The 24,719-nt window shown below is 54.2% G+C and carries 17 protein-coding genes; 15 read left to right on the plus strand and 2 right to left on the minus strand.

Features of this window, described 5'->3' with window-relative positions:
* The first annotated feature begins 51 nt into the window (after window positions 1-51).
* The 7 genes from ppdK to ESZ91_RS06480 all read left to right on the plus strand — a co-directional run bounded on the left by ppdK (window position 52) and on the right by ESZ91_RS06480 (window position 12,986).
* The gene (ppdK, locus tag ESZ91_RS06450) at window positions 52-2,688 is read left to right on the plus strand and encodes a pyruvate, phosphate dikinase (RefSeq protein WP_129225293.1); all 2,637 of its coding nucleotides are present in this window, start codon (window positions 52-54) and stop codon (window positions 2,686-2,688) included.
* Window positions 2,689-2,848: 160 nt separating this feature from the next.
* Window positions 2,849-3,856 (plus strand): uroporphyrinogen decarboxylase family protein, encoded by a 1,008-nt coding sequence (locus ESZ91_RS06455; protein WP_161971082.1) that lies wholly within the window; start codon window positions 2,849-2,851, stop codon window positions 3,854-3,856.
* 24 nt (window positions 3,857-3,880) lie between these two features.
* Complete coding sequence (locus ESZ91_RS06460) at window positions 3,881-5,944, plus strand: alpha-L-rhamnosidase-related protein (RefSeq protein WP_129225297.1); 2,064 nt, start codon at window positions 3,881-3,883, stop codon at window positions 5,942-5,944.
* Window position 5,945: 1 nt separating this feature from the next.
* Window positions 5,946-8,000, plus strand: coding sequence for a sialate O-acetylesterase (locus ESZ91_RS06465; RefSeq protein WP_161971083.1), 2,055 nt, complete (start codon window positions 5,946-5,948; stop codon window positions 7,998-8,000).
* Between the two features lie 90 nt (window positions 8,001-8,090).
* Window positions 8,091-11,069, plus strand: a complete 2,979-nt coding sequence (locus tag ESZ91_RS06470; protein ID WP_129225301.1) for a hypothetical protein — start codon at window positions 8,091-8,093, stop codon at window positions 11,067-11,069.
* A 19-nt stretch (window positions 11,070-11,088) separates the two neighbouring features.
* Window positions 11,089-12,099, plus strand: a complete 1,011-nt coding sequence (locus ESZ91_RS06475) for an NAD-dependent epimerase/dehydratase family protein (RefSeq protein ID WP_129225303.1) — start codon at window positions 11,089-11,091, stop codon at window positions 12,097-12,099.
* Window positions 12,096-12,986: an EFR1 family ferrodoxin gene (locus tag ESZ91_RS06480; protein WP_129225305.1), complete on the plus strand. Its 891-nt coding sequence runs from the start codon at window positions 12,096-12,098 to the stop codon at window positions 12,984-12,986. The genes ESZ91_RS06475 and ESZ91_RS06480 overlap by 4 nt, the downstream gene beginning before the upstream one ends.
* A gap of 31 nt (window positions 12,987-13,017) precedes the next feature.
* Here ESZ91_RS06480 and ESZ91_RS06485 read toward each other — a convergent pair whose 3' ends face one another.
* Window positions 13,018-13,572: an SOS response-associated peptidase gene (locus tag ESZ91_RS06485; RefSeq protein WP_129225307.1), complete on the minus strand. Its 555-nt coding sequence runs from the start codon at window positions 13,570-13,572 to the stop codon at window positions 13,018-13,020.
* Window positions 13,573-13,639: 67 nt separating this feature from the next.
* Here ESZ91_RS06485 and ESZ91_RS06490 point away from each other — a divergent pair, with 67 nt between their 5' ends.
* The gene (locus ESZ91_RS06490) at window positions 13,640-13,891 is read left to right on the plus strand and encodes a hypothetical protein (RefSeq protein WP_129225309.1); all 252 of its coding nucleotides are present in this window, start codon (window positions 13,640-13,642) and stop codon (window positions 13,889-13,891) included.
* Window positions 13,888-15,132 (plus strand): DNA polymerase Y family protein, encoded by a 1,245-nt coding sequence (locus ESZ91_RS06495; RefSeq protein WP_201270864.1) that lies wholly within the window; start codon window positions 13,888-13,890, stop codon window positions 15,130-15,132. Before ESZ91_RS06490 ends, ESZ91_RS06495 begins: the two co-directional genes overlap by 4 nt.
* Window positions 15,133-15,171: 39 nt before the next feature.
* Here ESZ91_RS06495 and ESZ91_RS06500 read toward each other — a convergent pair whose 3' ends face one another.
* Entirely contained in the window at window positions 15,172-16,311 is a 1,140-nt protein-coding gene (locus ESZ91_RS06500) for an ROK family protein (protein WP_161971084.1), read from the minus strand.
* Window positions 16,312-16,504: 193 nt separating this feature from the next.
* Here ESZ91_RS06500 and ESZ91_RS06505 point away from each other — a divergent pair, with 193 nt between their 5' ends.
* The 6 genes from ESZ91_RS06505 to ESZ91_RS06530 are packed head-to-tail and all read left to right on the plus strand — an operon-like array spanning window position 16,505 to window position 24,709.
* Window positions 16,505-18,274 (plus strand): beta-L-arabinofuranosidase domain-containing protein, encoded by a 1,770-nt coding sequence (locus ESZ91_RS06505; protein ID WP_161971085.1) that lies wholly within the window; start codon window positions 16,505-16,507, stop codon window positions 18,272-18,274.
* Window positions 18,271-20,148, plus strand: a complete 1,878-nt coding sequence (locus tag ESZ91_RS06510) for a beta-L-arabinofuranosidase domain-containing protein (RefSeq protein ID WP_129225334.1) — start codon at window positions 18,271-18,273, stop codon at window positions 20,146-20,148. Before ESZ91_RS06505 ends, ESZ91_RS06510 begins: the two co-directional genes overlap by 4 nt.
* An 11-nt stretch (window positions 20,149-20,159) precedes the next feature.
* Window positions 20,160-21,593, plus strand: coding sequence for a hypothetical protein (locus ESZ91_RS06515; RefSeq protein WP_129225336.1), 1,434 nt, complete (start codon window positions 20,160-20,162; stop codon window positions 21,591-21,593).
* On the plus strand, window positions 21,590-22,849 hold the full coding sequence (locus ESZ91_RS06520; protein WP_129225338.1) for a class II D-tagatose-bisphosphate aldolase non-catalytic subunit: 1,260 nt from the start codon (window positions 21,590-21,592) through the stop codon (window positions 22,847-22,849). Before ESZ91_RS06515 ends, ESZ91_RS06520 begins: the two co-directional genes overlap by 4 nt.
* A complete protein-coding gene (locus tag ESZ91_RS06525) occupies window positions 22,846-23,760 on the plus strand; it encodes an ROK family protein (RefSeq protein ID WP_129225340.1) in 915 nt (304 codons plus the stop codon). The genes ESZ91_RS06520 and ESZ91_RS06525 overlap by 4 nt, the downstream gene beginning before the upstream one ends.
* Window positions 23,729-24,709 (plus strand): ABC transporter permease subunit, encoded by a 981-nt coding sequence (locus ESZ91_RS06530; RefSeq protein WP_129225342.1) that lies wholly within the window; start codon window positions 23,729-23,731, stop codon window positions 24,707-24,709. Before ESZ91_RS06525 ends, ESZ91_RS06530 begins: the two co-directional genes overlap by 32 nt.
* The last annotated feature ends 10 nt before the right edge of the window (window positions 24,710-24,719 follow it).

Genomic DNA, 24,719 nt, shown 5'->3' on the forward strand with positions numbered 1-24,719 from the left:
TAGATATGTTAATTCGTAACTATATATCCAAATTTAGGAGGAAAAGTTTTTATGGCAAAAAAATATTGTTACCTCTTTTCCGAAGGTAACGCGAAAATGCGTGAACTGCTCGGCGGCAAAGGCGCAAACCTCGCGGAGATGACGGGAATGGGACTTCCCGTACCCCAGGGCTTTACCATTTCTACCGAAGCCTGCACGCAGTACTATGAGGACGGCAGACAGATCAATCCCGATATTCAGGCGGAAATTATGGAGTATATCTCCAAAATGGAAAATATCTGCGGCAAAAAGTTCGGCGATAACGAAAACCCGCTTCTCGTATCCGTCCGTTCCGGCGCTCGCGCTTCCATGCCCGGCATGATGGACACCATTCTGAACCTCGGTCTGAACGAGAAGGTCGTCAACGTCATCGCCGATAAGTCGGGTAATCCCCGTTGGGCCTGGGACTGCTACAGAAGATTTATCCAGATGTATTCCGACGTCGTTATGGAAGTCGGCAAAAAATATTTCGAACAACTCATCGACAAGATGAAGGAAGAAAAGGGCGTCACGCAGGACGTCGAACTGACCGCGGACGATTTGAAGACGCTCGCAAACCAGTTCAAAGCCGAATACAAATCCAAGATCGGCGAGGAGTTCCCCGACGATCCCAAGGAACAGTTGTTCGGCGCGGTCAAGGCGGTCTTCCGTTCCTGGGACAACCCCCGCGCGAACTATTACAGAATGCAGAACGATATCCCTTACAGTTGGGGCACCGCCGTCAACGTGCAGATGATGGCGTTCGGCAACATGGGCGATACTTCCGGTACGGGCGTCGCGTTCACGCGTAACCCCGCCACGGGCGAAAAGAAACTGATGGGCGAGTTCCTGATGAACGCGCAGGGCGAAGACGTCGTCGCGGGCGTCCGCACCCCGATGCCCATCGACAAGATGAAAGAGATCATGCCCGAAGTGTACGAGCAGTTCCAGAAGATCTGCAACACGCTGGAAAACCATTACCGCGATATGCAGGATATGGAGTTCACCATCGAGGACAAGCACCTCTATATGCTCCAGACCCGTAACGGCAAACGTACGGCTGCCGCGGCGATCAAGATCGCCTGCGACCTCATCGATGAAGGTATGATCAGCGAGAAAGACGCGATCATGCAGATCGACCCGAAAACGCTCGACGCGCTCCTGCACCCGCAGTTCGACGCGGCGGCTCTTAAAAAGGCAAAACCCATCGGCAACGCTCTGCCCGCTTCCCCGGGCGCGGCGACGGGCGAGATCGTCTTCACCGCCGAGGACGCGGTTGCGGAAGGCAAAAAGGGCAAGAAAGTCATTCTCGTCCGTTTGGAGACCTCTCCCGAAGATATCGAGGGTATGCACTATGCGCAGGGCATTCTGACCGTGCGCGGCGGTATGACCTCTCACGCGGCCGTCGTGGCGCGCGGTATGGGAACCTGCTGCGTTTCCGGCTGCGGCGCGATCAAGATGGACGAAGAGAACAAGCAGTTCACCCTGAACGGCAAAGTTTATAAAGAGGGCGACGTCATTTCCCTCGACGGCTCGACCGGTAACATTTACGGCGAGGGCATTCCCACCGTTGCCGCGGATACGAGCAGCGGCTACTTCGGAAGGATCATGGAACTTTCCGATAAATACAAGGCTTTGGCTGTACGCACCAACGCGGATACCCCCGCGGACGCGAAACAGGCTGCCTCTTTCGGTGCGCAGGGCATCGGCCTTTGCCGCACCGAGCATATGTTCTTCGAGCCCGACAGGATCGCGGCGTTCCGCGAGATGATCTGCTCCGACACCGTCGAAGAGAGAGAAGCGGCGCTCGCGAAGATCGAGCCTATGCAGCAGAGCGACTTTGAAAAACTGTACGAGGCGCTGGGCGGCTATCCCGTGACCATCCGTTTCCTCGATCCTCCTCTGCACGAGTTCGTACCCACCACCGAAGAGGACATCGCTGCGCTCGCGAAGGCGCAGAACAAGACGGTCGCGCAGATCAAACAGATCATCGCCGACTTGCACGAGTTCAACCCGATGATGGGACACCGCGGCTGCCGTCTGACGGTCACTTATCCCGAAATCGCGAAAATGCAGACTTCCGCGATCATCAAAGCAGCCATTAACGTCAAGAAAAAGCATCCCGACTGGAACATCGTTCCCGAGATCATGATTCCCTTGACGGGCGAAGTCAAGGAATTGGCGTTCGTGAAAAAGGTCGTCGTTGCCACGGCGGACGAACTCATCGAAAAGAGCAAGAGCGGCCTCAAATACGAAGTCGGCACCATGATCGAGATCCCGAGAGCGGCGCTCACCGCCGACGAGATCGCCAAAGAGGCGGAGTTCTTCTGCTTCGGCACCAACGATCTGACGCAGATGACCTTCGGTTTCTCGCGTGACGACGCGGGCAAATTCCTGCCTTCGTACTACGAGAACAAGATTTACGAATCCGATCCGTTTGCGAGATTGGACCAGGCAGGCGTCGGCAAACTGATGGATATGGCGGTTACTCTCGGCAAGAAGACCCGTCCGACCATGCACTGCGGCATCTGCGGCGAGCACGGCGGCGATCCTTCTTCCATCGAGTTCTGCCATAAGATCGGCCTCGACTACGTTTCCTGCTCTCCTTACCGCGTTCCCATCGCAAGACTGTCCGCGGCGCAGGCGAATATCAAGAATCCCAGAAAGTAATTTAAAAAGCGCAAGCCCGCTCGTTTCAATCGAGCGGGCTTATTTTTTGCGGCAAACGATTTATTTTAAATGTTATTTGCAATTTTTAAAAACAGATTGACAGACTTGCGGGGTGGTGATATAATATTTTTAAAGTAAGTTTAAAAAATGGAGGATGTCGATGGCGGATTTTAAGGAACTTTTGAAAGTTCTCGGAAAAGGATTGCCTTCCCGTCCGGTATTGTTCGAATTTTATCTCAACGAACGTCTGTACCGCCGCGCATGTAAGGAAAAATACGACGTTTCCACGCCCTATGCGATCATGCGGACAATGGTGCGTTCATTCGAATATTACGGCTACGATTATGCGACTGTGCGAGGCAGCGAATACTGGTTTTCCAATGGCGAATCGCAAGAAAAAGCGACGGTTTCGCTGAATGCGGGGCATTGCATCGTTGATCGCATATCCTTTGACCGTTATCCGTGGATGGATGCCGCGGCGTGCGACTATTCCGCATTGCAAAGAATAGCGACGGATCTTCCGCGCGGCATGAAAGTCGTCGTCATGGGGCCTGGCGGGGTGCTGGAAAACTGCATTTCTCTGGTCGGATTCGATAATCTGTGCATGATGCTGTACGACGATCGGGAACTGGTCGGCGACGTTTTCGAGAGGATCGGCAGCGGACTTGTGGAATATTATCGCCGTTGCGCTGCATATGACAGCGTAGGCGCGCTGATTTCCAATGATGACTGGGGGTTCAATACCCAGACAATGCTCTCGCCCGCCGATCTCAAAGAATTTGTATTCCCTTGGCATAAGCGTATTGTAGAAGTCATTCACAATGCCCAAAAGCCGGCGATCCTGCATTCCTGCGGAAATTATTCCATGATCTTTGATGATCTTCTCGCCCTCGGCTACGATGCGCGCCACAGTTATGAGGATAATATCATACCCGTTGAGCAGGCGTATGAGCAGTTTGCGGGTAAAATGGCGGTTTTGGGCGGTATCGACGTGAATTATCTGATTACGGCTTCGGAAAATGAAATTGTTGCGCGCTGTAAAAAGATGCTTGAACGGGCATCTTTGCGAGGCGGTTATGCACTTGGCAGCGGAAACAGCATTCCGGACTATGTGCCCGACGAAAAATATTTCGCAATGCTTCGCGCGGTCAGCGAGAAAGAATGGTAAGAAATACAAGCGGGAGGATCTCCGATGAACAAAGTTTTTTCCAAAAGCAAATGGATATGGCTGAAAGAATGCAAGGCGAACCAGTATGCGGACTTTATCGTAAAGTTTATTGTAACGGAAAAGGACGCGAAACTGCGTATCAGCGCTGATTCCGATTACGAGGCGTACGTAAACGGGCATTTTGTCTATGCGGGGCAGTATCCCGACTATCCGCATTATAAGATCTACGACGAATTCGACGTCGGCGTTGTCTGCAAAGAGGGCGAAAATACGCTCGCCGTCCGCTGCCGATACGTGGGAGAGGACACGAGCACCTATCGCCGCGAACAGGCGGGACTTTTGTTCGAAATCGAAAGCCTCGGCCGAATCGTCGCGTACAGCGGCGAACACATACTTTCCCGCGAAGATCTCTGCTATCGGAGCGGACCGATGGAGAAGATCAGCCCGCAACTCGGATTTTCTTTTTTGTACGATTCCACGAAAGAGGACGATTGGACGGAGGGCTTTTCGAAGAGCGTTGCCGTCGAAAAATCATGCGAACTTTTTCCCCGCCCCAATAAGCGTCTTGTATTCGAAGAGTGCCGCGGCGCGGTGCTCGTTTCGCAGGGCGACTTTGTATTGAAACGGACGATGCCGACCGCCGCCGAAACTGCGGCGAACGCCTATTTGCGCCATATTGCTTTGGACGAAATGGGAAATACGTTTGCGCCGCGCTGTCCGCTGCCCTCCGGGAACGGTTACCGTTTACAGGGCGCGGGCGACGGCGTGTACGCGCTCGCGGATATGGGAGAGGAAACTGCGGGATTCGTCTGCCTGGATTTCGAAGTGCCGTGCGACTGCGACGTGATCGCAGCGTTCGGGGAACACCTCGACGATCTGCGGGTGCGTTCCTATATCGACGGCAGAAATTTTGCGTTTACCTACCGCGCGCACCGCGGCCGCAACGTGTGGCGGGGCAATCTGCGGCGGCTGGGGCTCCGCTATCTGCAACTGTATTTTCTTTGCGAGCGCGCGAATTTGTACGATTGCCGCGTTCTCGCCTGCCGCTACCCCGCAAAGCGGAAACATACCGACATCCGCGACGGACTGTACCGCAAGATCTATGAAAACGGCGTGCGCACGCTGGAAAACTGCATGCACGAGCATTACGAGGACTGTCCCTGGCGCGAACAGGCTCTGTACGCGATGGACAGCCGCAATCAGATGCTTTTCGGCTATTTTGTGTTTGACGATCCTTTGTACGCGCAGTCGAATCTGCGGCTGATGTCGAAGGGGCTTCGTGAAGACGGGCTGTTGGAACTGTGCTTTCCCGCGCGCGTGGGGGTGACGATTCCCTCGTTCAGCCTGTATTTTGTCTTTGCCGTCGTCGAAAATTACGAATTTACCGAAGACAAAGCGTTTTTGGAAGAGATGATGCCGACCGTGCACGCAATTTTGGGCGCTTTTGAAAGGCGCAGAGAAGAAAGGGGACTTGTTCCCGTCTTTGCGGAAACGCCGTACTGGAATTTTTACGAGTGGAAGGACGATCTGGACGGCGGCGCGATCTTCCGAGGCGAGCCGCTCGCGCCGCGCTACGACAGTTGCCTGAACCTGCTCTATCTCTATGCGCTGCAAAAGACTGCGGCGCTTTGCGCAAATGCGGCGTACGGAAAAGAAATTTCCGCGCTGAAATATGCGATCGTGCGCGAATTTTTCGACGCGGGACGCGGCGCGTTCTCGACGGTTTCGGAAAACGGGCAAAAACGGGGATTCGCGCAGTTGCCGCAGGCGCTGGCGGTCATGACGGGCTGCGTTCCCGCGGGAATGCGTCCTTTCGGGGAATTGCTCGAAGACGCGACGCTCACGTCGCTCAGCCTGAGTAACAAGATCTGGGCGTACGAGGCGCTTTTGAAAGCGGATACGGAAAATCTCGGTTTCGTGCTTCGCGATATCGAAAAAACTTTCGGCGGCATGGTCACGTGCGGCGACACGACGCTGTATGAAACGGAGGGCGGCGCAGCCGACTTCCATCTCGCAGGCAGTCTGTGCCACGGCTGGTCCGCCGTGCCCTGTTATATTTTTCAACGTTACGCAAAGGAGAAGATCTGAAATGGAAAATTTCCGATTCGCGCGCGTCTTCCGCAGCCGCATGATCTTACAGCAAAACGCGGAAACGGAAGTCTGGGGTTTCGGCGCGCGCGGCAAAGTGATCGTCGAACTTTCGGGAAAAGAATCGCGCCGCGCCGAGTGCGAAAGCGCGGCGGACGGTGCGTTCCGCGTAAAATTGCAGGCGGTCGCGGGCGGCGACGAACCGTACGTTTTGCGCGCGGTTTGCGGCGGTGAAGAGATCGCCGCCGATGAAATACGGTTCGGGGACTGCTATCTTTTAATGGGGCAGTCGAATATGTCCTATGCGCTGTCTGCGGCGGAGGGGCGCGAAGAATGGACTGCGCGTGCGCGCGGCTGCCGCATTTCCTCCTTGGCGCTCTCGGAGGACGCGCCCGATACCGCGAAAATTTTTCGTCCCGTAGCGCCCCTTTGCGATCTTAGAAAGGACTACGAATACGTGACCGAGCGCGACGAAAAGTTCTCTTCGCTTTCCGCCGTCGGCGTGATGACCGCCGTCCGCCTGTACGAAAAGACGCGTATTCCCGTGGGTTTTGTGGATACATCGATGGGCGGGCTTTCCGTGGAAAGTTATCTCCCTCGCGAGGACGCGGAAGGGGACGGGGAACTGCTGGAATTTTTAAAGCGCGCGGGGCGCTATGTGTCCGCCGAGGCGTACAACCGATGCGGCGAGCGTAATTTTACCCAACTCGGCGGCGTTTACAACGAAAAGATCGCGCCGCTCGAAGGGCTGAAATTCAAAGCGATCGTCTGGTATCTGGGCGAAAGTTCCGCCTATGACTACGAATACGCGCAGTTTTACGCGCGGGAACTTATCAAGATCGTGTCGCGCTGTCGGAAGTTGTTCGGGGGTATTCCCTTTGCCGCCGTGCAGATCGCGCCCGAATATTACCCCTACGGCGACAGATACGGGTATCTGTACGTCAACGAGAGCATTTCCCTGTTGCAGGAAAAACTCGAAAATTATTTTGCCGTGCCTATTTATAATGCGGAGCCGCGCTGGCTCGTCGAGGACGGGGACTGCTATTATCATCCCATTCATCCCGTCAACAAGGCTCCCGTCGCCGAGGCGCTCGTCCGCGTCCTTTCGGAAAATAAAAAGTTTCCCGCGATCGGGAACGTGCGGCGGGAGGGCGATCATTTCATTTGCCGCGTAAACGATGCGGAAAGCGGGATCTGCCGCGGCCCGCTCTACGGATTCACCGTGTGCGGGGAAAACGGCAAATATTATCCCGCTGAAGCGCGCGCCGAGGGAAAGGACTGCATCCGCATTTCTTCTCCGCACGTTAATAAGCCCGTGCATATGACGTACGCCTTTATGCAGGAACAGCGGGAATGCAACGCGCGCCTTAAAACGGGCGAAGCGATTTTACCGTACCGCAGCGAGCGGGGGAGCGTGCGCAAGGGGTATTATTTTTCGCCGCCCTATTGGGGCTTGCGCGAAAAATTCGTGCGCGAAAACTGTTTCGGATACAACGTGGGCACCTGCCGCCTTGTTCCCTGTTGGGAAAGCGGCAAGATCTACGGCGCGCCCGTCAAAATTTTTCACGCGGGCGGCGGGTTGAAGATCAAAGCAAAGCCTTCCAATGCAGATTATTTCTTTTTCGGCGTATCTCCCAATATCTGCCTTTCGGGTATCGTCAATCATCTTTCCGATTTCGATTATCTATCCGTGGAATTATCGTGTTCGGAAGAGGCTTCCTTTTACGGGATAGCCGTGCGCGACGCGCGGGGCGAAGTGTTCCGCTTCGCGCCCCTCGAAGGGGAAAATATGGCGGATTTTCTGCCCCTTTCGAAAGAGCCGCGCCGCTACTGCGTGGAATTTAAGCGCGCATTCGCCGGCGATATGTCCGTGACCGACTGTCCGCCCGAACGGCGCGATCTCTTCGTACAGGCGGAATTTTTGTTCCGTTGCAAAAAGCCCTGTACGGTTTTTTTAAAATCGCTCGATCTGAGCGACGAGCCCTTCTATGCTTCATACGAACGTGAAAAACAGGCGCCCGCTCGCCTCGACGCGCAACTTCCTTCGCGGCAATAATGCCGCTGCGGCGTAATTCGTTTGACAAATCGTTCATAAATCGTTATAATACAAATGTCATAAGATTGTATGACAGGAGTGACATGAACTATGAATAAGAATTACACTGGATCAAAGAGAAGGATCGCCGTATGTTTTCTGGCGGTCGTACTTGTTTTAGCGATCGGAGCAATGGTATTGTGCGGCTGTTCCGATAAACCGCAGGGTTACCGCCCCGAAAGCCCCAGCGTGACCAAGACGCCGCCCAAGGACGGTTCTCCCGAAGATTACGACGCGCTCGACAATATCGCGTTCGTCATCGGCAAACTCAATTCGCGCAAATATTATCACAGCGAAAACCGCAATACCGCCAACGCGACTTCGCTCGGTATCGTCAACGTAAAACAGACGGTCGTGGGCAGCAAGGATTATAAGGACGGGCTTCTCATTTCCTCTACAATCAGCACGAGCAGTTCTTCTTTGGCGCCTTCCAAGGCGCTCCAGAAATTCTACGGCGAGAAAAAGGTGGTCGTGCGCACCGCCGCATCGAATAAACCTGCGGACTGGAACGGGCTCAATACCAAATGGGCGTCGGGCGAGCCTTCGGAAATTCTCGACGAAACGCAGTACGAGGCGAAATACGGCCTTTGGGCGAGCGAATTTTCCGATTACGTCATCAACGAAAATACGCTATTGACCAAGGATGCCAAACCCGTGAAAAACGGCGACAAGTACGAGTTGACCGTTTCTCTGTCCGTCGGCGCGAACAACGCAGACGCGACCTATTATTATAAAAAACAGATGAAGACGATGGGGGATCTGAGCGAAGAACCGCAGTTCGACGACGTTTCCATGACCATCGTGTTCGGTTCCGACTGGACGGTTTCCTCCGTCAGAACGCGGGAAAACTATACCTCCAAGAAAATGGGCATCACGGCGTCCTGCAAGGGCGAGGCGGAAATTACTTTCTCGTACGACGAAAAGTCGGCGGACGTTTCCGCTTACGAGGATTATTTCAGCAAATACGCCTCGGCGCCCACAAAGGGGGACGACGGCGAGAAAGAGATGACCGCCATGGATTATATCGGCGAGGGGCTCATTCCCGTACTCAACGGAAAATCCACGCTATCCGTTCAACTGGACGTTGCGGGCAGTCTCGTCGAAGGGTTTGCCCGTTTGGAAATGAGCGAGGCCTCGCTCAGCCGTTTGCTGGTGAAAACACCGCAAACGCAATTCGTTTATACAGACGACGTGCTCTACGCCATGTACGACAAGGCGGTCGCCAAACTGACGGTTTCCGAATTACAGGGCGCGCTGCCCGATTTCGGCACGGGGTCCGAGGAAATCGTGTCCGCCATCGAAAACGGCGTTCTGGAAAAGGAGGGCAACCTCGTCACCGTTTCCTGCGTTCTGCCGCTCGGTACGGGCGATATTCCTCTCGTGTTCGGGTTCAGCGAAACGGACGGCAAGGTGGAATGGAAATACATAAACGCGAGCCTTTCCGTGTTCGGGCAGGAGATCTCTGCAACGGTGGAGCCTTCCTCCGAAAAGGTGCAGTTTGATCCCGTCATTGCGGATGACGCCGTGGATATGACCTTGTTTGCCAAAGACCTTGCCGATTTTTCAAGCCTGAAGGCATTGACGGGGTCCGCGGATTATGCGACGGACGCGCAGGACGTGCACGTAGACGCGAATATCGAAAACGCGGAGTCCGGGATCGTGCCCGTAAAGGCGGACGTTGCCGTTTGCGTGCAGAATTATAAGACGGACGACACGGGCGCGGCGATACGCGACGAAAATAATGCGCGCACGCCCGACGGCGGGCACTTCGTGCACGCGATCCTTGCGGACGACGTGCTGTATCTGAGTTATTCGCTCGTTTCTCTCGATGCGGAAACGGCACTCCGCGTCAAGATTTCCATGTTCGATTTGATGATGTCGGGAATGGAACTCATAAACATTTTGAACGACGTATTCGGCTTCGATCTGGGCGGGATCCTTTCCGCGGCGACGCTGACGCAGGAGAGCGCGCCGATCGTGCTGCAATCTATGTTTACAACGGGCGTGGGCGCGGCCTTTACGGCGGAAACGGACGCTTGGGGCGATCATTCGGTCGGGCTGGAAAACGCGTCGGTCAACGGCGGAACTCTTGCGCTTACGATCGGGGCGGTCAAAAATGCTGCGTTCGAAACGATCGCGGCGCCCCTCGGCGATTACACCGATCTCGCCTTCCTCTCTCGGTTGCTTGCCGACTTTAACGCCACCGCCGACAACAAGGCTACGGGTATCGACTTGTCGGGCGGTTTCATGTTAAATATTTTGGGTGAGAATATCATTATCGACGCCGAATATAATTTGCAGATCGGCGTGGATTCGAACGGCGCGGCATTCCTGCGCGTAGGACTCGAGATCAATGATGGCAAATTTATCTATGGCAAAGGTCATAGTGAGATCGTTCTTAAAAACGGTTTGGTCGTTATCACCAAAACGCAGACGACGGTTTACGACAAGGATAAAAACAAACATATCAGTTTGGAAACGCCCGTCGTAACGGCGCACGCGATAACGACTTCGGAATTCATGAATAATTTTGCCGAAGAGTTGTTGTTTGCCAGCAATTTGAATATGGAATCGCTGCAGGGGATCATTGATCTGGTCGGAAGCATGGCGGGAAATTTCGGGTTTAAAGCCGATATCGGCGAAATTATTTCCGGCACAGTCGATGAAAACGGATATGGGGTGAACGTCGATTTAGGAAAATTGCTCGGAATGGAAGGCGGCCTGTCTATACAGATCGTGCGCGAAAAAGTTGCAGGCTCGCAGACATACGTTTTAAAATCTGTCAATATCGATTTGAATTTGCAAATGAAATTTTTCGGCACGAATTTGGTTATCGCAAGCGGCAATATCACCATGACCAACAACAACCCCGGTCAGGCGGTGGATTTCAGCGCTTTCCATGCGGCGGTTTCGGATGCGGCTAAGACGTTCGGATGCCCGGATTTCGCGGCGTTGGCGCAGAAAGTAGCCGATAACGGCGGCGTTCTGAAAACGCCCGAACCCGCGCCCGAACCCGAACCTGCGGCATAAAAGGGGAGGCAATAGAAATATGGATCGCGGCGTCACGTATATCGTAACGGGCTGCACAGGTTATGTGGGCAACGTTTTGACGAAAAAACTGCTTGCGGAGAATTGCCGCGTCATTGGGTTTGCCCGCAGTCACCAAAAAGCGGAACAGGTATTCAAAGAACAAAAACCCGCGTTCGTATTCGGAGATATCGCAAACCGTGCGGACGTGGAACGCCTGTTCGAAGGAGAAGGTCCCTTTGTCGTCATTCATACGGTGGCGAAAGTCACGATCGGCGAAGGCTCTAAAAAGGAACTGTACGACGTGACCGTCAAGGGCACGCGGAACGTAACGGACGCCTGCTGCGCGCACGGCGCGAAAAAACTTCTGCATATCTCCTCCACCGAGGCGTTGCCGCGCGGTCTGCGGCTGAAAGAAGATTTGAGCAATTATATTCCCTGTCCCAAGCGTGCGAGAAAGGGATACGCCCGCGCCAAGAGCGAGGCGGACGCCGTCGTCTTGAACGCCGTAAAGGAGCGCGGGCTGAACGCCAGCCTGCTGCTTTTGGCGGGCGTACTGGGGCCCGGGGATTACAGCAACAGCCATATGTCGCAAATGTTCATTGATTATATCGAGGGGCGTCTGCCCGCCTCGATCCGCGGCGGTTACAATGATTTCGATATCCGCGACGTGGCGGAAGTGCTCCCCGCCGTCGTGGAAAGAGCGAAGAAAGGCGAAAGTTATATTTTCGCCAACAAGCCGGATACCATCAACGACAGCCTCGCCGTCGTTTCCGAAATGACAGGCAAAAAAATGCTCCCCACGCTGCCTCTCTGGGTGGCGTACGTCGGACTTCCGTTTTTAAGCCTAGCGGCGAAAGCGCGCAAAAAGCGCCCGTTGTACACGGGCGCGGCGCTCGCTTCGATTCGGGAAAAAGCCGAATTTCCCATCGGAAAAGCCGTCAGCGAATTCGGTTATTCGCCCCGTCCGCTCAAAGAAACGGTGCGCGATCACGTCGAATTTCTCGCGGAAAACGGCATGGTCAGGTTATGAAGATCCTTTTTGTCTACTATACGGGAACGTACAACACGCGGTTTTTGACCGACCTTCTCATTTTGAGGTTAGAAGAGCACGGACACATATGTTCGCGGGTGGAGATCGAGCGGGGCGTGCCGCCCGCCGATACGGAGGGTTACGATCTGATCGGGTTCGGCTATCCGATCTACGGCTTCAATTCTCCCTTGCCGTTCAACCGCTACGTGAATACGCTGGAAATCGAAAGGGGACAGAAGTTTTTTATCTATAAAAACAGCGGCGAGACGTTTGCGATGAACAACGCGTCCAGCCGCATTCTTTTAAGGCGCATGAAGCGGAGAGGCGCGGCGTTTGCGGGCGAATATCATTTCGTCATGCCGTATAACATTCACTTTGCGTTCGACAGGGAATTTGTCCGTGAGATTCTGGACAAGGACGAAAAACTCGCCCGCATCATGATCGACAATCTGGAACGGGGCGAAATATCGGAAATCGGTAGCAATTTTATTTACAACGTCGCTTCCGCGGCGGTGTCCGTACAGAAGATCGGCGGGTGCGTCAATTCGTTTTTTTACAAAGTCGACAAAGAAAAATGCGTCCGCTGCGGGCTGTGCGTTCGGAACTGTCCCGAAAAGAATATCCGTCTGGATCGGGGAAAGATCAAATTCGGGCACCGCTGCGATATGTGCATGCGCTGTTCGTTCTTTTGTCCGACGAACGCCGTCCGCATCGGCTTTTTAGAGGGCTGGAAAGTCAACGGCGATTACCGTCTTTCGGAAATTCTTGAGGATACTTCCCCCCGCGCGCCCTATATCGACGAAAACAGCTGCGGATTTTACAGATGCTTTATCCCGTATTTCGCCCGTATCGACGCGGAATATGCAAAGAAATTCAAAGACGATTAAACCCCGTTCGGAAAGATCCGAACGGGGTATTTCAATAGATCAGGGGCACGGGGTTATCCCGATATAAGTAATCCGAGGCAAAGGATACGTCTGTCAGCCAGTCGCCGAGCGCGTCCTTTTCCACGAGTACGGGGATACGGTGATGGAACTGCGATACGGGCGGCGTGGCGTCTTTGGTGAGAATGATAAATTTTTCTTCGCCGCCGCTGCGTTTGAAAAAGCCGCCGAGGTACAAAAGCCCGCCCGCCTGTTTCCGGAAATAATATTTCTTCTTGTCGGGCGACCACTCGAAAAACCCGCTGGCGGGGACCGCGCAGCGCCGCTCGAAAAAGTCGCGCCGAAATAGGGGCTTTTCCCGCACCGTTTCCGCGCGCGCGTTGATGAGCACGCCCTTGCCGTCGAGCTTTTCGTACCCCCAGCGGAACAGTCCCGCTGCAACGGAGCCGTTTCTCGCAGCAAGCGCGGGCGCGAGTTCCGTTGGGTACATCTCGCCCAGTTCGGGCGGCTCGCGGCCTTCTTTTTGCAGATCGTTCAAGATCTCCAATAGTTCGGGTTCGTCGATATTCACTTGAAATCTGCCGCACATATTCCACCTCTTACCTTTATTGTACGCGATTCGGGATATAAAATCAAGAGTTTCATACAATAATGGTATGGAATACGAGAAAATTTATGTCGAAACGCTCGTCCGCTTTCCCGCGGAAGGGGGGATGCGCCCCGTCGCCGTGATCTGGGAAAACGGCAGCCGTTTCGAGATTGACAGAATAAAATTTATCGACCGCGCGCCCGCGCGCGTGAGCGCGGTGCTGCCCATGCGTTACACCTGCGTGATGGGCGGGCGGGAAAAGTATCTGTATTTCGAAGAAGAGGGCCTGCGCTGGTTCGTGGAAAGGGAACGCTTGTGAGGACGATATTGCACAGCGATCTCAACAATTTTTACGCTTCGGTGGAAATTCTGCGGCATCCCGAACTCAAAGAAACGCCCGTCGTCGTGTGCGGCAGCAAAGAGGACAGGCACGGCATTGTGCTCGCCAAAAACGGTATCGCCAAAAAAAGCGGCATCCGCACGGGCGACGTGTATTGGCAGGCAAAGCAGAAATGCCCGAACGTCGTCGAGATCCCCGCCGATTTTACAGCATATCTGCGCGTATCCAAGGAAGTGCGCAAAATTTACGAGCGCTACACCGACCGCGTGGAGGCGTTCGGCATTGACGAGTGCTGGCTCGACGTTTCGGAATCGGCAAACCTGTTCGGCGGCGGGAAAAAGATCGCCGAAGAGATACGCGCCGCCGTGAAAAAGGAGATCGGCATTACGGTCAGCGTGGGCGTGAGTTGGAATAAGATTTTCGCAAAACTCGGTTCCGACATGAAAAAGCCCGACGCGGTGACGGAGATCACCGAGGAAAACTACCGCGACCTCGTATGGCGCATGCCCGTCGAAGAACTGCTGTACGTCGGTCGGGCGACCAAAAACAAACTCAACAGGCGCGGCGTTTACACCATCGGACAACTCGCCAACACCGGCGAGGCGCTGCTTTCCGATTGGCTTGGCAAATGGGGGAGGTATCTTTACGTATTCGCAAACGGCCTCGACTGCTCGCCCGTCGTAAAAAGGGAAGAGGAACAGAACATCAAGAGCATCGGCAATAGCCTGACGAACTACCGCGATCTGAAAAACGACGAGGACGTTCGGATGCTCATTCTTCTCTTGTCCGATTCGGTGGCGGCGCGCCTTCGGGAAAGCACGTTCAGCAAGGCCCGCACGGTGCATCTGATCGTGACGGACTCTTCGCTCGTACATTATTCCAAGCAGGGAAAAATGTCCCTGCCGTCGCGCTCCGCGACTGATATCGCCGACTGCGCATACGAACTGTTCCGCGCGGTATTTCCCTGGAATTATCCCGTGCGCGCCGTCAGCGTGTCGGTTTCCGATTTTATAGGGCCGATCGAGCAGATGAATCTGTTTACGGATATATTAAGCGAACAGAAAGCAGAGCGGTTGGAAAACACCATAGACCGCCTGCGCAAACGCTACGGCAACAACGTGATCCAGCGCGCCGCCATTTTAAAGGACGAGCGGCTGAAAAAAACGGATATCAAGGGCGAACACGTCATCCATCCCGAAAATTTCTTCGGGAAGACGTAAAAGAGGCATATGTGCTTTGCGGCACATATGCCTCTTTTTTCAATCTCGGAAGAGCAGTTCGTTGAGATTGCGGCTGACCGCCAAAAGCGCCGCGCCCACGGCTGGATGCTCAGTATCGAAGGAATTGAAGAACACGCGGCTGTGATAATTGTTATTCAGTTTCAAATAAAATTCTTTTTCAAACAGTTTTTTATATTCTGTCATTTCTCCGTTGAGAAAGAGATATTCGGGATTGAACAACATGATGAGGTTCTGCACCGCGACGGCAAGATAATAAGAATAATTTTTAAAAATTCGTAGGCTCGTTTCGTCCGTCTCGCTTGCACGAATGAGCGACAGAAACTCTTCGTATGTGCCGCCCTTATATTGGCGGGAAAGCCCTTCGAGCGTACAGTAGGCGTAAAAACATCCCGATCTTCCGCACTTGCATTTTTGCCCGTTGGGAACGAGGGTGGTATGCTCGATCTCAATGCCAGTATCGCCCGCGCCCTTGTATATGTTCCCGTCAATGAGCGCGGAAAAGCCGATGCCGTCGGGGCTCAGCCGCAGGGCGACGCAGTTGTTCACATCGGTAAAATTGCGCATTTTTGCGAGCGTATATATGAGCAGACAGTCGGGATCGTGGAATATGTAGACGGGGCGGCCGTACTTTTCCGCGAACAGGGAGCGCAGAGGCACGTTTTCCCAGCCATCGATCTTGTCGATGGAAACGGATATATTTTCCGTGCGGTCGATCTGCCCCTGCACGGAAAAGGCGATCATGATGATCTCGTCGTATGTGGCGAAATATTTAGCGATATATTCATCAATGAGTGATAAAATATAACTTTTATGCAACTCCTGCGGACGTACGCGCTCCGATTGCAGGACCAGTCCGCCCAGATCGCAAAGAGCGAAAGTGATAGCCGAAACATTGATATCGATGCCTAGGATCCTGTTTTTTTGGTTATTGATGGTTAGAAGTTTCGGTGTGCGCCCCGAATATCCCAGTTTATGCGATTTTTCGATGATCAGCCCGTTGCTCACCATATCTGCCGTGATCGAAGAGATGCTCCCCCAACTCAATGAGGATAAATTCTGCAATTCGCGCCGCGAAATGCTTGAATATCGCTGAATGATCTTAAAGACGGTCTGAAAATTATATTGCTTCATTTCATAGTTGGTTTTCGTGGACTGCATTGAACTCTCTCCTTGCTTTCTTTCATTATAAGGTGAACGGCTTATTTTGTCAATGAACATTTAAAAATTGCGCGTCAATTCCCGATAAAATATTTTTTAAAAAATTTTCTAATCGCTATTGACAAAGCAAACTATGCGTGATAATATTATATCAAAGGTTGATATAATTCAAATACGACCAACGGAGGGAAAGATGGATTTTCAGGATTACGACAAGCCCGCGGGCAAACTCATCGCGTTCGGGTACGCGGACGTAAAAGTAAGCGAGGGAGCCTTTTTCGAAGCGTACGAGGAATGTTACCGCTATTACATGGCGATCTCCGTCGACGATATGCTGTTCGAACTTCGAAAGCGCGTCGGTATCGCCAATCCGCCCGCGGCGAAGACTCTCGCCGGAGAAAAGGGGACCTGGTACGGACTGGGCGGGAACGTTTTGGGGCAGTGGCTGCAAGCATACGCGCGCTTTTACGCCGCCACGAAACGGCAGGAAGTCAAAGACAAGGCGGACGCGCTCGTTGCGGGGCTTCGGGAAGTTACCGGTCGCGACGCACAGTTGGGCGACGGGTTGTTCATGTACTTTCTGGAAAAATACGTGAGGGGGTTTCTCGACTGCTATGTTTACTGCGAAAACGAAGATGCGTTCGCCATGGCGCAGTCTTTCGTACGCATGGCGATGGGATCCCCCGTCTATACCGCGGCGAAAAAACGTTTGGGCGATAACGGTACCATGCCTGTGCCCGCGGAAATAGAGTGGTACACCATTTCTGAATCGCTCTACCGCTACGCCGATATCGCAGAATTGCGGAACGAGCGGGAAGAGGCGGAAAAAGTGCGCGCCTTTGCAAAGGGTTTCGAGTACCCGCAATTCTGGGATATTTTTTACGAGGGTAAAAATTTATTCGATTATTCCCCGCTCGCGGGGCAGAATACCGCTTATTTTCATTCGTACAGCCATTTGAATTCTTTCAATTCGGCGGCGTATGCGTATCAGAAGAGCCAAGATCCTTACTACTTGAAATCGATCGTCAACTTTTATCGGTTTATGCGCGAAAAGCAGGAATTGATGACGGGCGGTTACGGTCCGCACCTCGAATGGTTGATGCCCCGCACGGGCATGATCAACGCGTTGGAATTTTTTCACGATAGTTTCGAAACGCAGTGCTGTTCGTACGCCGTGTATCGCCTGAGCGACTGGCTCATGGAAGTTACGGGCGACGCCGCGTACGGCAACTGGCCCGAAAAACTTTTATACAACGCCACGCTTGCGAGCATTCCCATGGACGAAGCGGGGCACGTGCAGTATTATTCCGATCTGAATACCGACCATGCCTGCAAGCACCTGCACGAAAATACCTGGACGTGCTGCACGGGCACGCGGCCGCTCCTTATGAACGAACTTCTGCGTTCCGTCTATTTTCATCGGGGAAACGACTTGTACGTCAATCTCTATATTCCCTCGTCGCTGGACTTCTGCGGCATGCGCGTGCGGCTGAAATCGGAATACCCGCGCGGCGGGCGGGTGACGCTCTGCGTGGAGAAAGGCGCGGGAAAGAGGAAGATCGCTTTCCGCCGTCCGGAAAGCGCCGCGTCGTTTTCCGTACATATCAACGGGCGGGAGGAAAAGTGCCCTGTCCGCGACGGCTGGATATTCGTCGAGCGCGCATTTGCCGACGGCGACGAGATCGCGCTGGATCTGGAAACGATGCCTGTTTGGAGCAGGCTGGAAGTTTTCGGCGAGGGAGTCGCGGGGCTTTGCTGCGGACCCGTCGCCTTGGCGAGCGCGTCTTCCGCCGACGAAGTGCTATCCGCTCTCGACGTCGGAAAAGAGGCTGCGCCGCAGTTGGAAAAGATCGGGCCTCTGCAATATAGAGCGAAGGGGAGCGACGTGCTGTTCACGCCGTACATGGATTACCCGAAAGGGGAAATTTACCGCGCGTACTTCCGCTACGGAGGGAAAGCATGAAAAAAACAGCGATTTTTCTGGCGTGCGCGTTGATCGCCGCCCTCTTGGTCGGCTGCGCGCCCGAAGAAAGCAAGGAAAAGAGCGACAATCCCCTCATGGAAAACCGCGTGAAACTGCTCGAATTCGATTACGGCGACGTGACGCTCACCGACGGTATATTCAAGGACACCTACGAATCCGCGGCGGATTACTATTTGGGACTCAGCGTGGACGATATGCTGTACGGCCAGCGCAAGGCGGTGCTTCTGGATACGGGCGCGGGCAAAGATCTCGGCGGGTTCGGCGCGGGCGGCAACGTTTTGGGGCAGTGGATCCAGGGCAATGCCCGCTACTGCGCGGCGCTGGGCACGCCCGAACTCAAAGCGCGCGTTACGGAACTTTGCGACGGACTGTACGAGATCTCGAAAGTTTCGCCCCTGTTCAACGACGGGAAATCCATGTACAGTTTCGAAAAGTATCTGCGAGGCTGTCTGGACCTGTATACCCTCTGCGGTCTGGAAAAGGGGTTGGAAATGGCGCAGCGCATGGTGGACGCGGTGAAAAACGACCCCGCGTACGCGAACGCCGAAAAACGCTTGGGGGATAACGGTTCCGCGAGCAACCCGCAGGAAATCGAGTGGTACACCATCGCCGAATCTCTGTACGCCTTTGCGGACGCGTTGAAAGCCGCGGGGCGTCCCGCCGCAGAAGTCAAGGAATACGCCCGCTTTGCCGCCGAATTCGAGTATAAAGAATTCTGGAACATCTTCTACGAAAACAAAAACTTCTACGATTACCGCCCCGTTTCGGGGCAGAATATCCAGCATTTCCACGCGTACAGTCATCTGAATTCTTTCAATTCCGCGGGAGCGGCGTACGGTTGGAGCGGCAACGATTATTACGTCGATTCCATGATCAAATTTTACGATTTCATGCGCGCGGAACAGGAATCCGCTCCCGGCGGCTACGGCGCGCACACCGAATGGCTGCTGCCGCGCGAGGATATGGTGGATGCCCTGCAAAAATATCACGACAGTTATGAAAACCAGTGCGACACGTACGCCGTGTACCGCCTAGGCAACAAACTGGCGGGCTACACAGGCGAGGCGAAATACGGGGATTGGAGCGAAAAACTCTTATACAATTCCACGATCGCCTCGCTGGAAACGGAGGACGGCTACGCCTTCTATTATTCGGATTTCAGTTCGGCGGGCGGGCAGAAAAACCTGCGTTACGACTGGCGCTGGGCGTGCTGCGCGGGCTCGCGGCCGCTCACGGTGAACGAGGTGCTCAAAACCATCTACTATCAGGACACCCGAAATCTGTACGTCAATCTTTTCGTCAATTCCAAAGCGGAGATGAAAAACGCCGCGGGCGGCACGATCGTATTGACGCAGCAATCGGATTTTCCCGAGAGCGACACGATCGTCTTTACCGTAGAACCCGAACAGCCGTCCGATTTTTCCGTCAAGTTCCGTAAGCCCGAATGGCTTTCGGGCAAGGCGCAGGCAAAAGTCAACGGGCAGGCGGTCGGGCTTTCGGAGGACGAATGCGGCTGGCTGGTCCTCAGCCGCACCTGGGAAAAGGGCGACACGATAGAACTGACGCTGCCTTCTTCCCTGACCGTGAGCAAAATGGAATACGAGGCGGACTACGGCAAGGAAGGCGTGTTCGCGATCATGCACGGTCCCGTCGCATTGGCGGCTTCCATGCAGAACCCTTTGAAAGACCCCGCCGACGTATTGGACGGCAACGGCGATATCGCGGCGCAGCTCAAAGAGGAAGGACCTCTCGCCTATACGGCGCTTGCGGACGAAACGCTCGCCGTCAAACCCTTCTATCGCTATAAAAAACAGGAACTTTACTTCCTGTACATGAATCTATATCAATATTAACGGAGACGCATATGATCAAAATCGGAATGGTGGGAACGCATCAACTGAGTTTTCCCGGAGAGAAAGAGAACCTGTACGGAAGAATGCGGGAACAAATGCGGAAAAACGCAAGCGAAATGGGCTTCGAACTGTACGCGTACGAGAAACTCGTCGTCACGGAGGAAGAGGCGCTTGCCGCGCGACGGGCGCTGGAAGAGGAGAAAGTTGACTTTCTGCTCATTCTCAACGTGTCGTACTCGGCGGGGCATCTGGTATCGGCGTTGTATCGGATACGCGGCGCGAGGGTGGGACTCTGGGCTGTCCCCGAAGGGGCGGCGAGCGGGCCCGTGCCGTACAATTCTTTTTGTTCGGCGAATATGTTTCAGGGTATCAACGCGCACTATCTGCGCGATTACGGCATCAAAAGCAAGTGGTTTTACGGCTTTGCGGACGACGCGCGTTTCAAGCGCCGCCTTGCGGTGACCGTGCGCGCCCTGCGCGCGCTGAAAAAACTGCGCTCGTCGCGCGTCGCGCTCATCGGCGGGTTTGCGCCCGGGTTCAACGATCTGTATTTCGACGAGCGTACGGCGTTTTCCAAACTGGACGGCATCTATATCAACCGCCTGCACGAGTATTCGGAGATCATCGCGATCGCGGATAAGATATCCGACGAAGAAGTGAAAAACTGCGCGCAAAGTCTGGGCGAGGATGCGATTCCCAAAACGAAAAACGCGGAAAAATTATACTCGCTGAGCCTGAAAATATATCTGGCATATAAAAAGTTCGCGGCAGAACACGGCTACGACGCCCTGGCGGTTTCCTGCTGGCCGAAGTTTCAGGATGATTACCGCTATTCGGTTTGTTCGGTCCTGGGCATGCTGAACGACGATAAGATCGTAGCGGCGTGCGAAGGCGATCTGATGAGCGCGATTTCCATGCTCGCGTTGCAGGAGATGAGCGGGGAAAGCACGGCGCTGATGGACTTTTCCGCGTTCGACGAAACGGACGAGAGCGTGCTCTTATGGCACTGCGGGCCCGCGACGAAAAAGTTCTGCCAAAAGAACGGGTACACCCTGGGCGAGAATTACAGCGGCATGGCGCACGAGAAAGGCAAGATCAACGGCGTGGGCGTTGCGCGGGACATGGAGTTTGACGAAACGGAGGCGACCGTCTTCCGTTTCAGCGGGGATATGGAAAAATATCTGAATCTGGGCGGAAAATTCATGGGCAAGGGCAAACCGAGTTTCTGCGGCAGCCGAGGCTGGCTGGGCGGGCTGAAAATGAATGGCGAAAAGATATCCGCGCTCGATTTTACCAACACGATCCTCGCTTCGGGATTCGAACACCATTACCCCGTCGCGAAGGGCGATTATTGCGACGAGGTCGCGGAACTGAACGCCTGGCTGGGCATCGGCGCGATCGAAAAGATACGGTACAAAGATCATTTGCAGGAGGCGAAAAGATGAAAAACGATATGACCATAACGCAGATGATGCGCGCGTCGGAGAAACTGAAAAAACAGGGACAGCGGTTCACGCATCTGGGCATCGGCCCCATGTCGGAAAATTTACTGCGCGCGGCGCTGGAACTTTCCAAAGAAAAAGACTTTCCGCTTATCCTCATAGCGAGCCGCAATCAAGTGGACGGGGACGAATTCGGCGGCGGGTATGTGTGCGGATTCGATCAGAAACGATTTGTGGCAAAGACAAACGAGATCGCCGAGGAAATAGGTTACGACAACCTCTGCTATTTTTGCCGCGACCACGGCGGACCGTGGCAGCGTGACAAGGAACGCGCCGGCCGTCTGCCCGTAAACGAAGCGATGAAGATCGCCAAACGCTCGTACATAGAGGATATCGAGAGCGGGTTTCACCTTTTGCATATCGACCCGACGAAAGATCCGTTTTGCGGCAAGGTCGTGCCGCTCGATCTGGTATTGCACCGCACGCTGGAACTCATCGAAACGGTGGAAGCAAAGAGAAAGGAGTTGGGCATTGAGGGCGTCGCGTACGAAGTCGGCACGGAAGAAACGATGGGCGGACTGATCAGCGCGGAAGCGTTCGAGGGATTTATTCGCGAACTGAAAGCGAAACTGAGCGAGCGGAACTTACCCATGCCGCTTTTCGTGGTGGGGCAGACGGGTACGCTGACGCGGCTGACGTCGAACGTGGGAAGTTACGACAGGGCTACGGCGGGCGCGCTGGGCCGCATCGTGGAAAAATACGGCACGGGGCTGAAAGAGCACAACGGGGATTATCTTTCCAACGAAATTCTTTTAGAACACCCGATCATCGGCGTGACGGCGATGAACGTGGCGCCCGAATTCGGGTTGGTGGAGACCGAAGCGCTCTTGGAACTGTGCGCGACGGAAGAGAAATTTACCGAGGAGAAAAAACGCTCGAACGTGAAAGCGATCGTGTCGAAATACGCGATCGGCGGAGAACGCTGGCGCAAGTGGATGGTGGGCGGAAAACGGGAAGCGAGCGTAAAGGAGATCGCCGCAAATGCGGAGGATGTAGCGCTCATCACGAAAATGTGCGGTCATTATACGCTCAACGAGCCGGAAGTGAAAGAGGCGCTTTCCAAACTGTACGGAAACCTTTCCGCGCTCGGTTTAAACGGTCATACCTACGTCGTCAAGAAGATCAAGGACAGCATCGACCGCTACGTTTACTGTTTCAACCTCTACGGTCTGACCACGAAGTTAAGGAACGTTCTATGAAATATTATTTCGCCGCGGACATCGGCGGCACCAAAACGGCTATCGGACTTTACGACGAGGCGTACAACGAAATTTATCACGGTAAAATTCTGACGGAGCCTTCCGAGGGGTGCGAAAAACTTCTCGATAAACTGTACGGCATGGCGGGACGCCTGTTTGAGGAATATCCCGTGGCGGGGGCGGGCATCGCCTGCCCCGGGCCGCTGGACGTTTCCCGCGGCGTGGTCAACAATACCACCACGCTGGGCTGGTACAACGTGCCCGTGCGCCGGTTGTTTTCGGAAAAATTCGGTGTGGAGTTCGCCCTGCTCAACGACTGCAACGCGGGCGCTTACGGCGAATACGTCGTGAGAAACTGCAAAAACATGGCGTATATGAGCATCAGCACGGGCATCGGCGGGGGCATCATCGTGGACGGAAAACTGTACAACGGGCAGGGCAACGCCGCGGAATTCGGGCATCTGTACGCCGGCGGCAGGCATCTCAAATGCGGGTGCGGACGTGAGGACTGTCTGGAACTGTACGCCTCGGGCACGGCGGTGGAAAGCGAATATTTTCGCCGTACGGGCAAGCGTTTGAGCGGCGTGGACATTGCGGAACTTGCGAACATCGGCGACGAGGCGGCTGTGAGCATTTACGAAAACGTTGCGGGGTATATCGCGGAGGCGGTCGTGGACATTCAAAAAATCCTCGATCCCGAACTCGTCGTTATCGGCGGGGGCGTCGCCGAGGCGGAGCCGTTCAGAAATGCCGCCGCCTTTCAGAAGATCGGGCAATACGGCGTGAAAGTCGCCTTTTCCGATCAGGCCGGAAAGCAGGTGCTGCTCGGTACCATCCATTATATTCGCGATTTTATGGAAATCAGGGGGATAGGAGCGAATGAAACAACACAAGAAGTTCTTCGGCAGTGACGGTTTGGAATACGCGCTTTCCGAACCGCCGCTCAAAAAGCGGGTGACTGTCAGTTTTCAAAAATATTGGCTGATCTATTTACTGATATTGCCCGGCGTGGTCTCGCTTATCGTTTTCGCGTACGGACCGATGCTGCTGCAATTTATCATGTCGTTTACCGATTACAGGCTCATCGACGGTATTTTCGGCAGCGATTGGGTGTGGTTTGCCAATTTTAAGTCGCTGTTTACAGAACTTCCCGAAATCGGCAGACTGATCACCAACACGCTCGTCATCAGTTTTTATTATTTCATCGCGGGATTTTTTCCGTCGCTGGTTCTGGCGGTTATGCTGTTCGATCTTTCGTCGAGTAAGCTGAGAAAGGTTTCGCAGACCATCGTCTACATACCTTACTTTTTTTCCTGGGTCATCGTGTACGGTATCTGTTACGGCTTGTTGTCCAACACGGGTATCCTCAATTCCATCATCACGGGCCTTGGCGGCAAACGCGTGGATTTTCTTTTGAACGCCAATTATATCCGCACCATTCTCGTCGTCACCTATATCTGGAAACAGGTGGGCTGGGGCACCATCATTTACCTTGCCGCCATGCTTTCGATCGACGTGACGCTCTACGACGTTGCCAAACTCGACGGCTGCGGCCCCATCCGCCGCACTTTCGTGATCACCCTCCCGGGCATCAAAAACATCACAGTGTTTCTGCTCGTTCTGGCTCTCGGCGGCATTTTGAACGGCGGCAATACCGAACAGATCCTGCTCTTTTACTCGCCCGCGACCTGGTCGAAAGCGGATACCATCGGCACGTGGATGTACCGCGAGGGACTGAGAAATCCCGACCAGTTCAGCGTGGCGGCGGCTCTCTCGTTTTTGCAGGCGACCATCGGCATGATCCTCGTGCTCATCTCCAACAAACTGTCCACGAAATATGCGAAGATCAGCATCTGGTAAGGGGGAAAAC

This window comes from Candidatus Borkfalkia ceftriaxoniphila (assembly GCF_004134775.1).
GTDB lineage: Bacteria > Bacillota > Clostridia > Christensenellales > Borkfalkiaceae > Borkfalkia > Borkfalkia ceftriaxoniphila.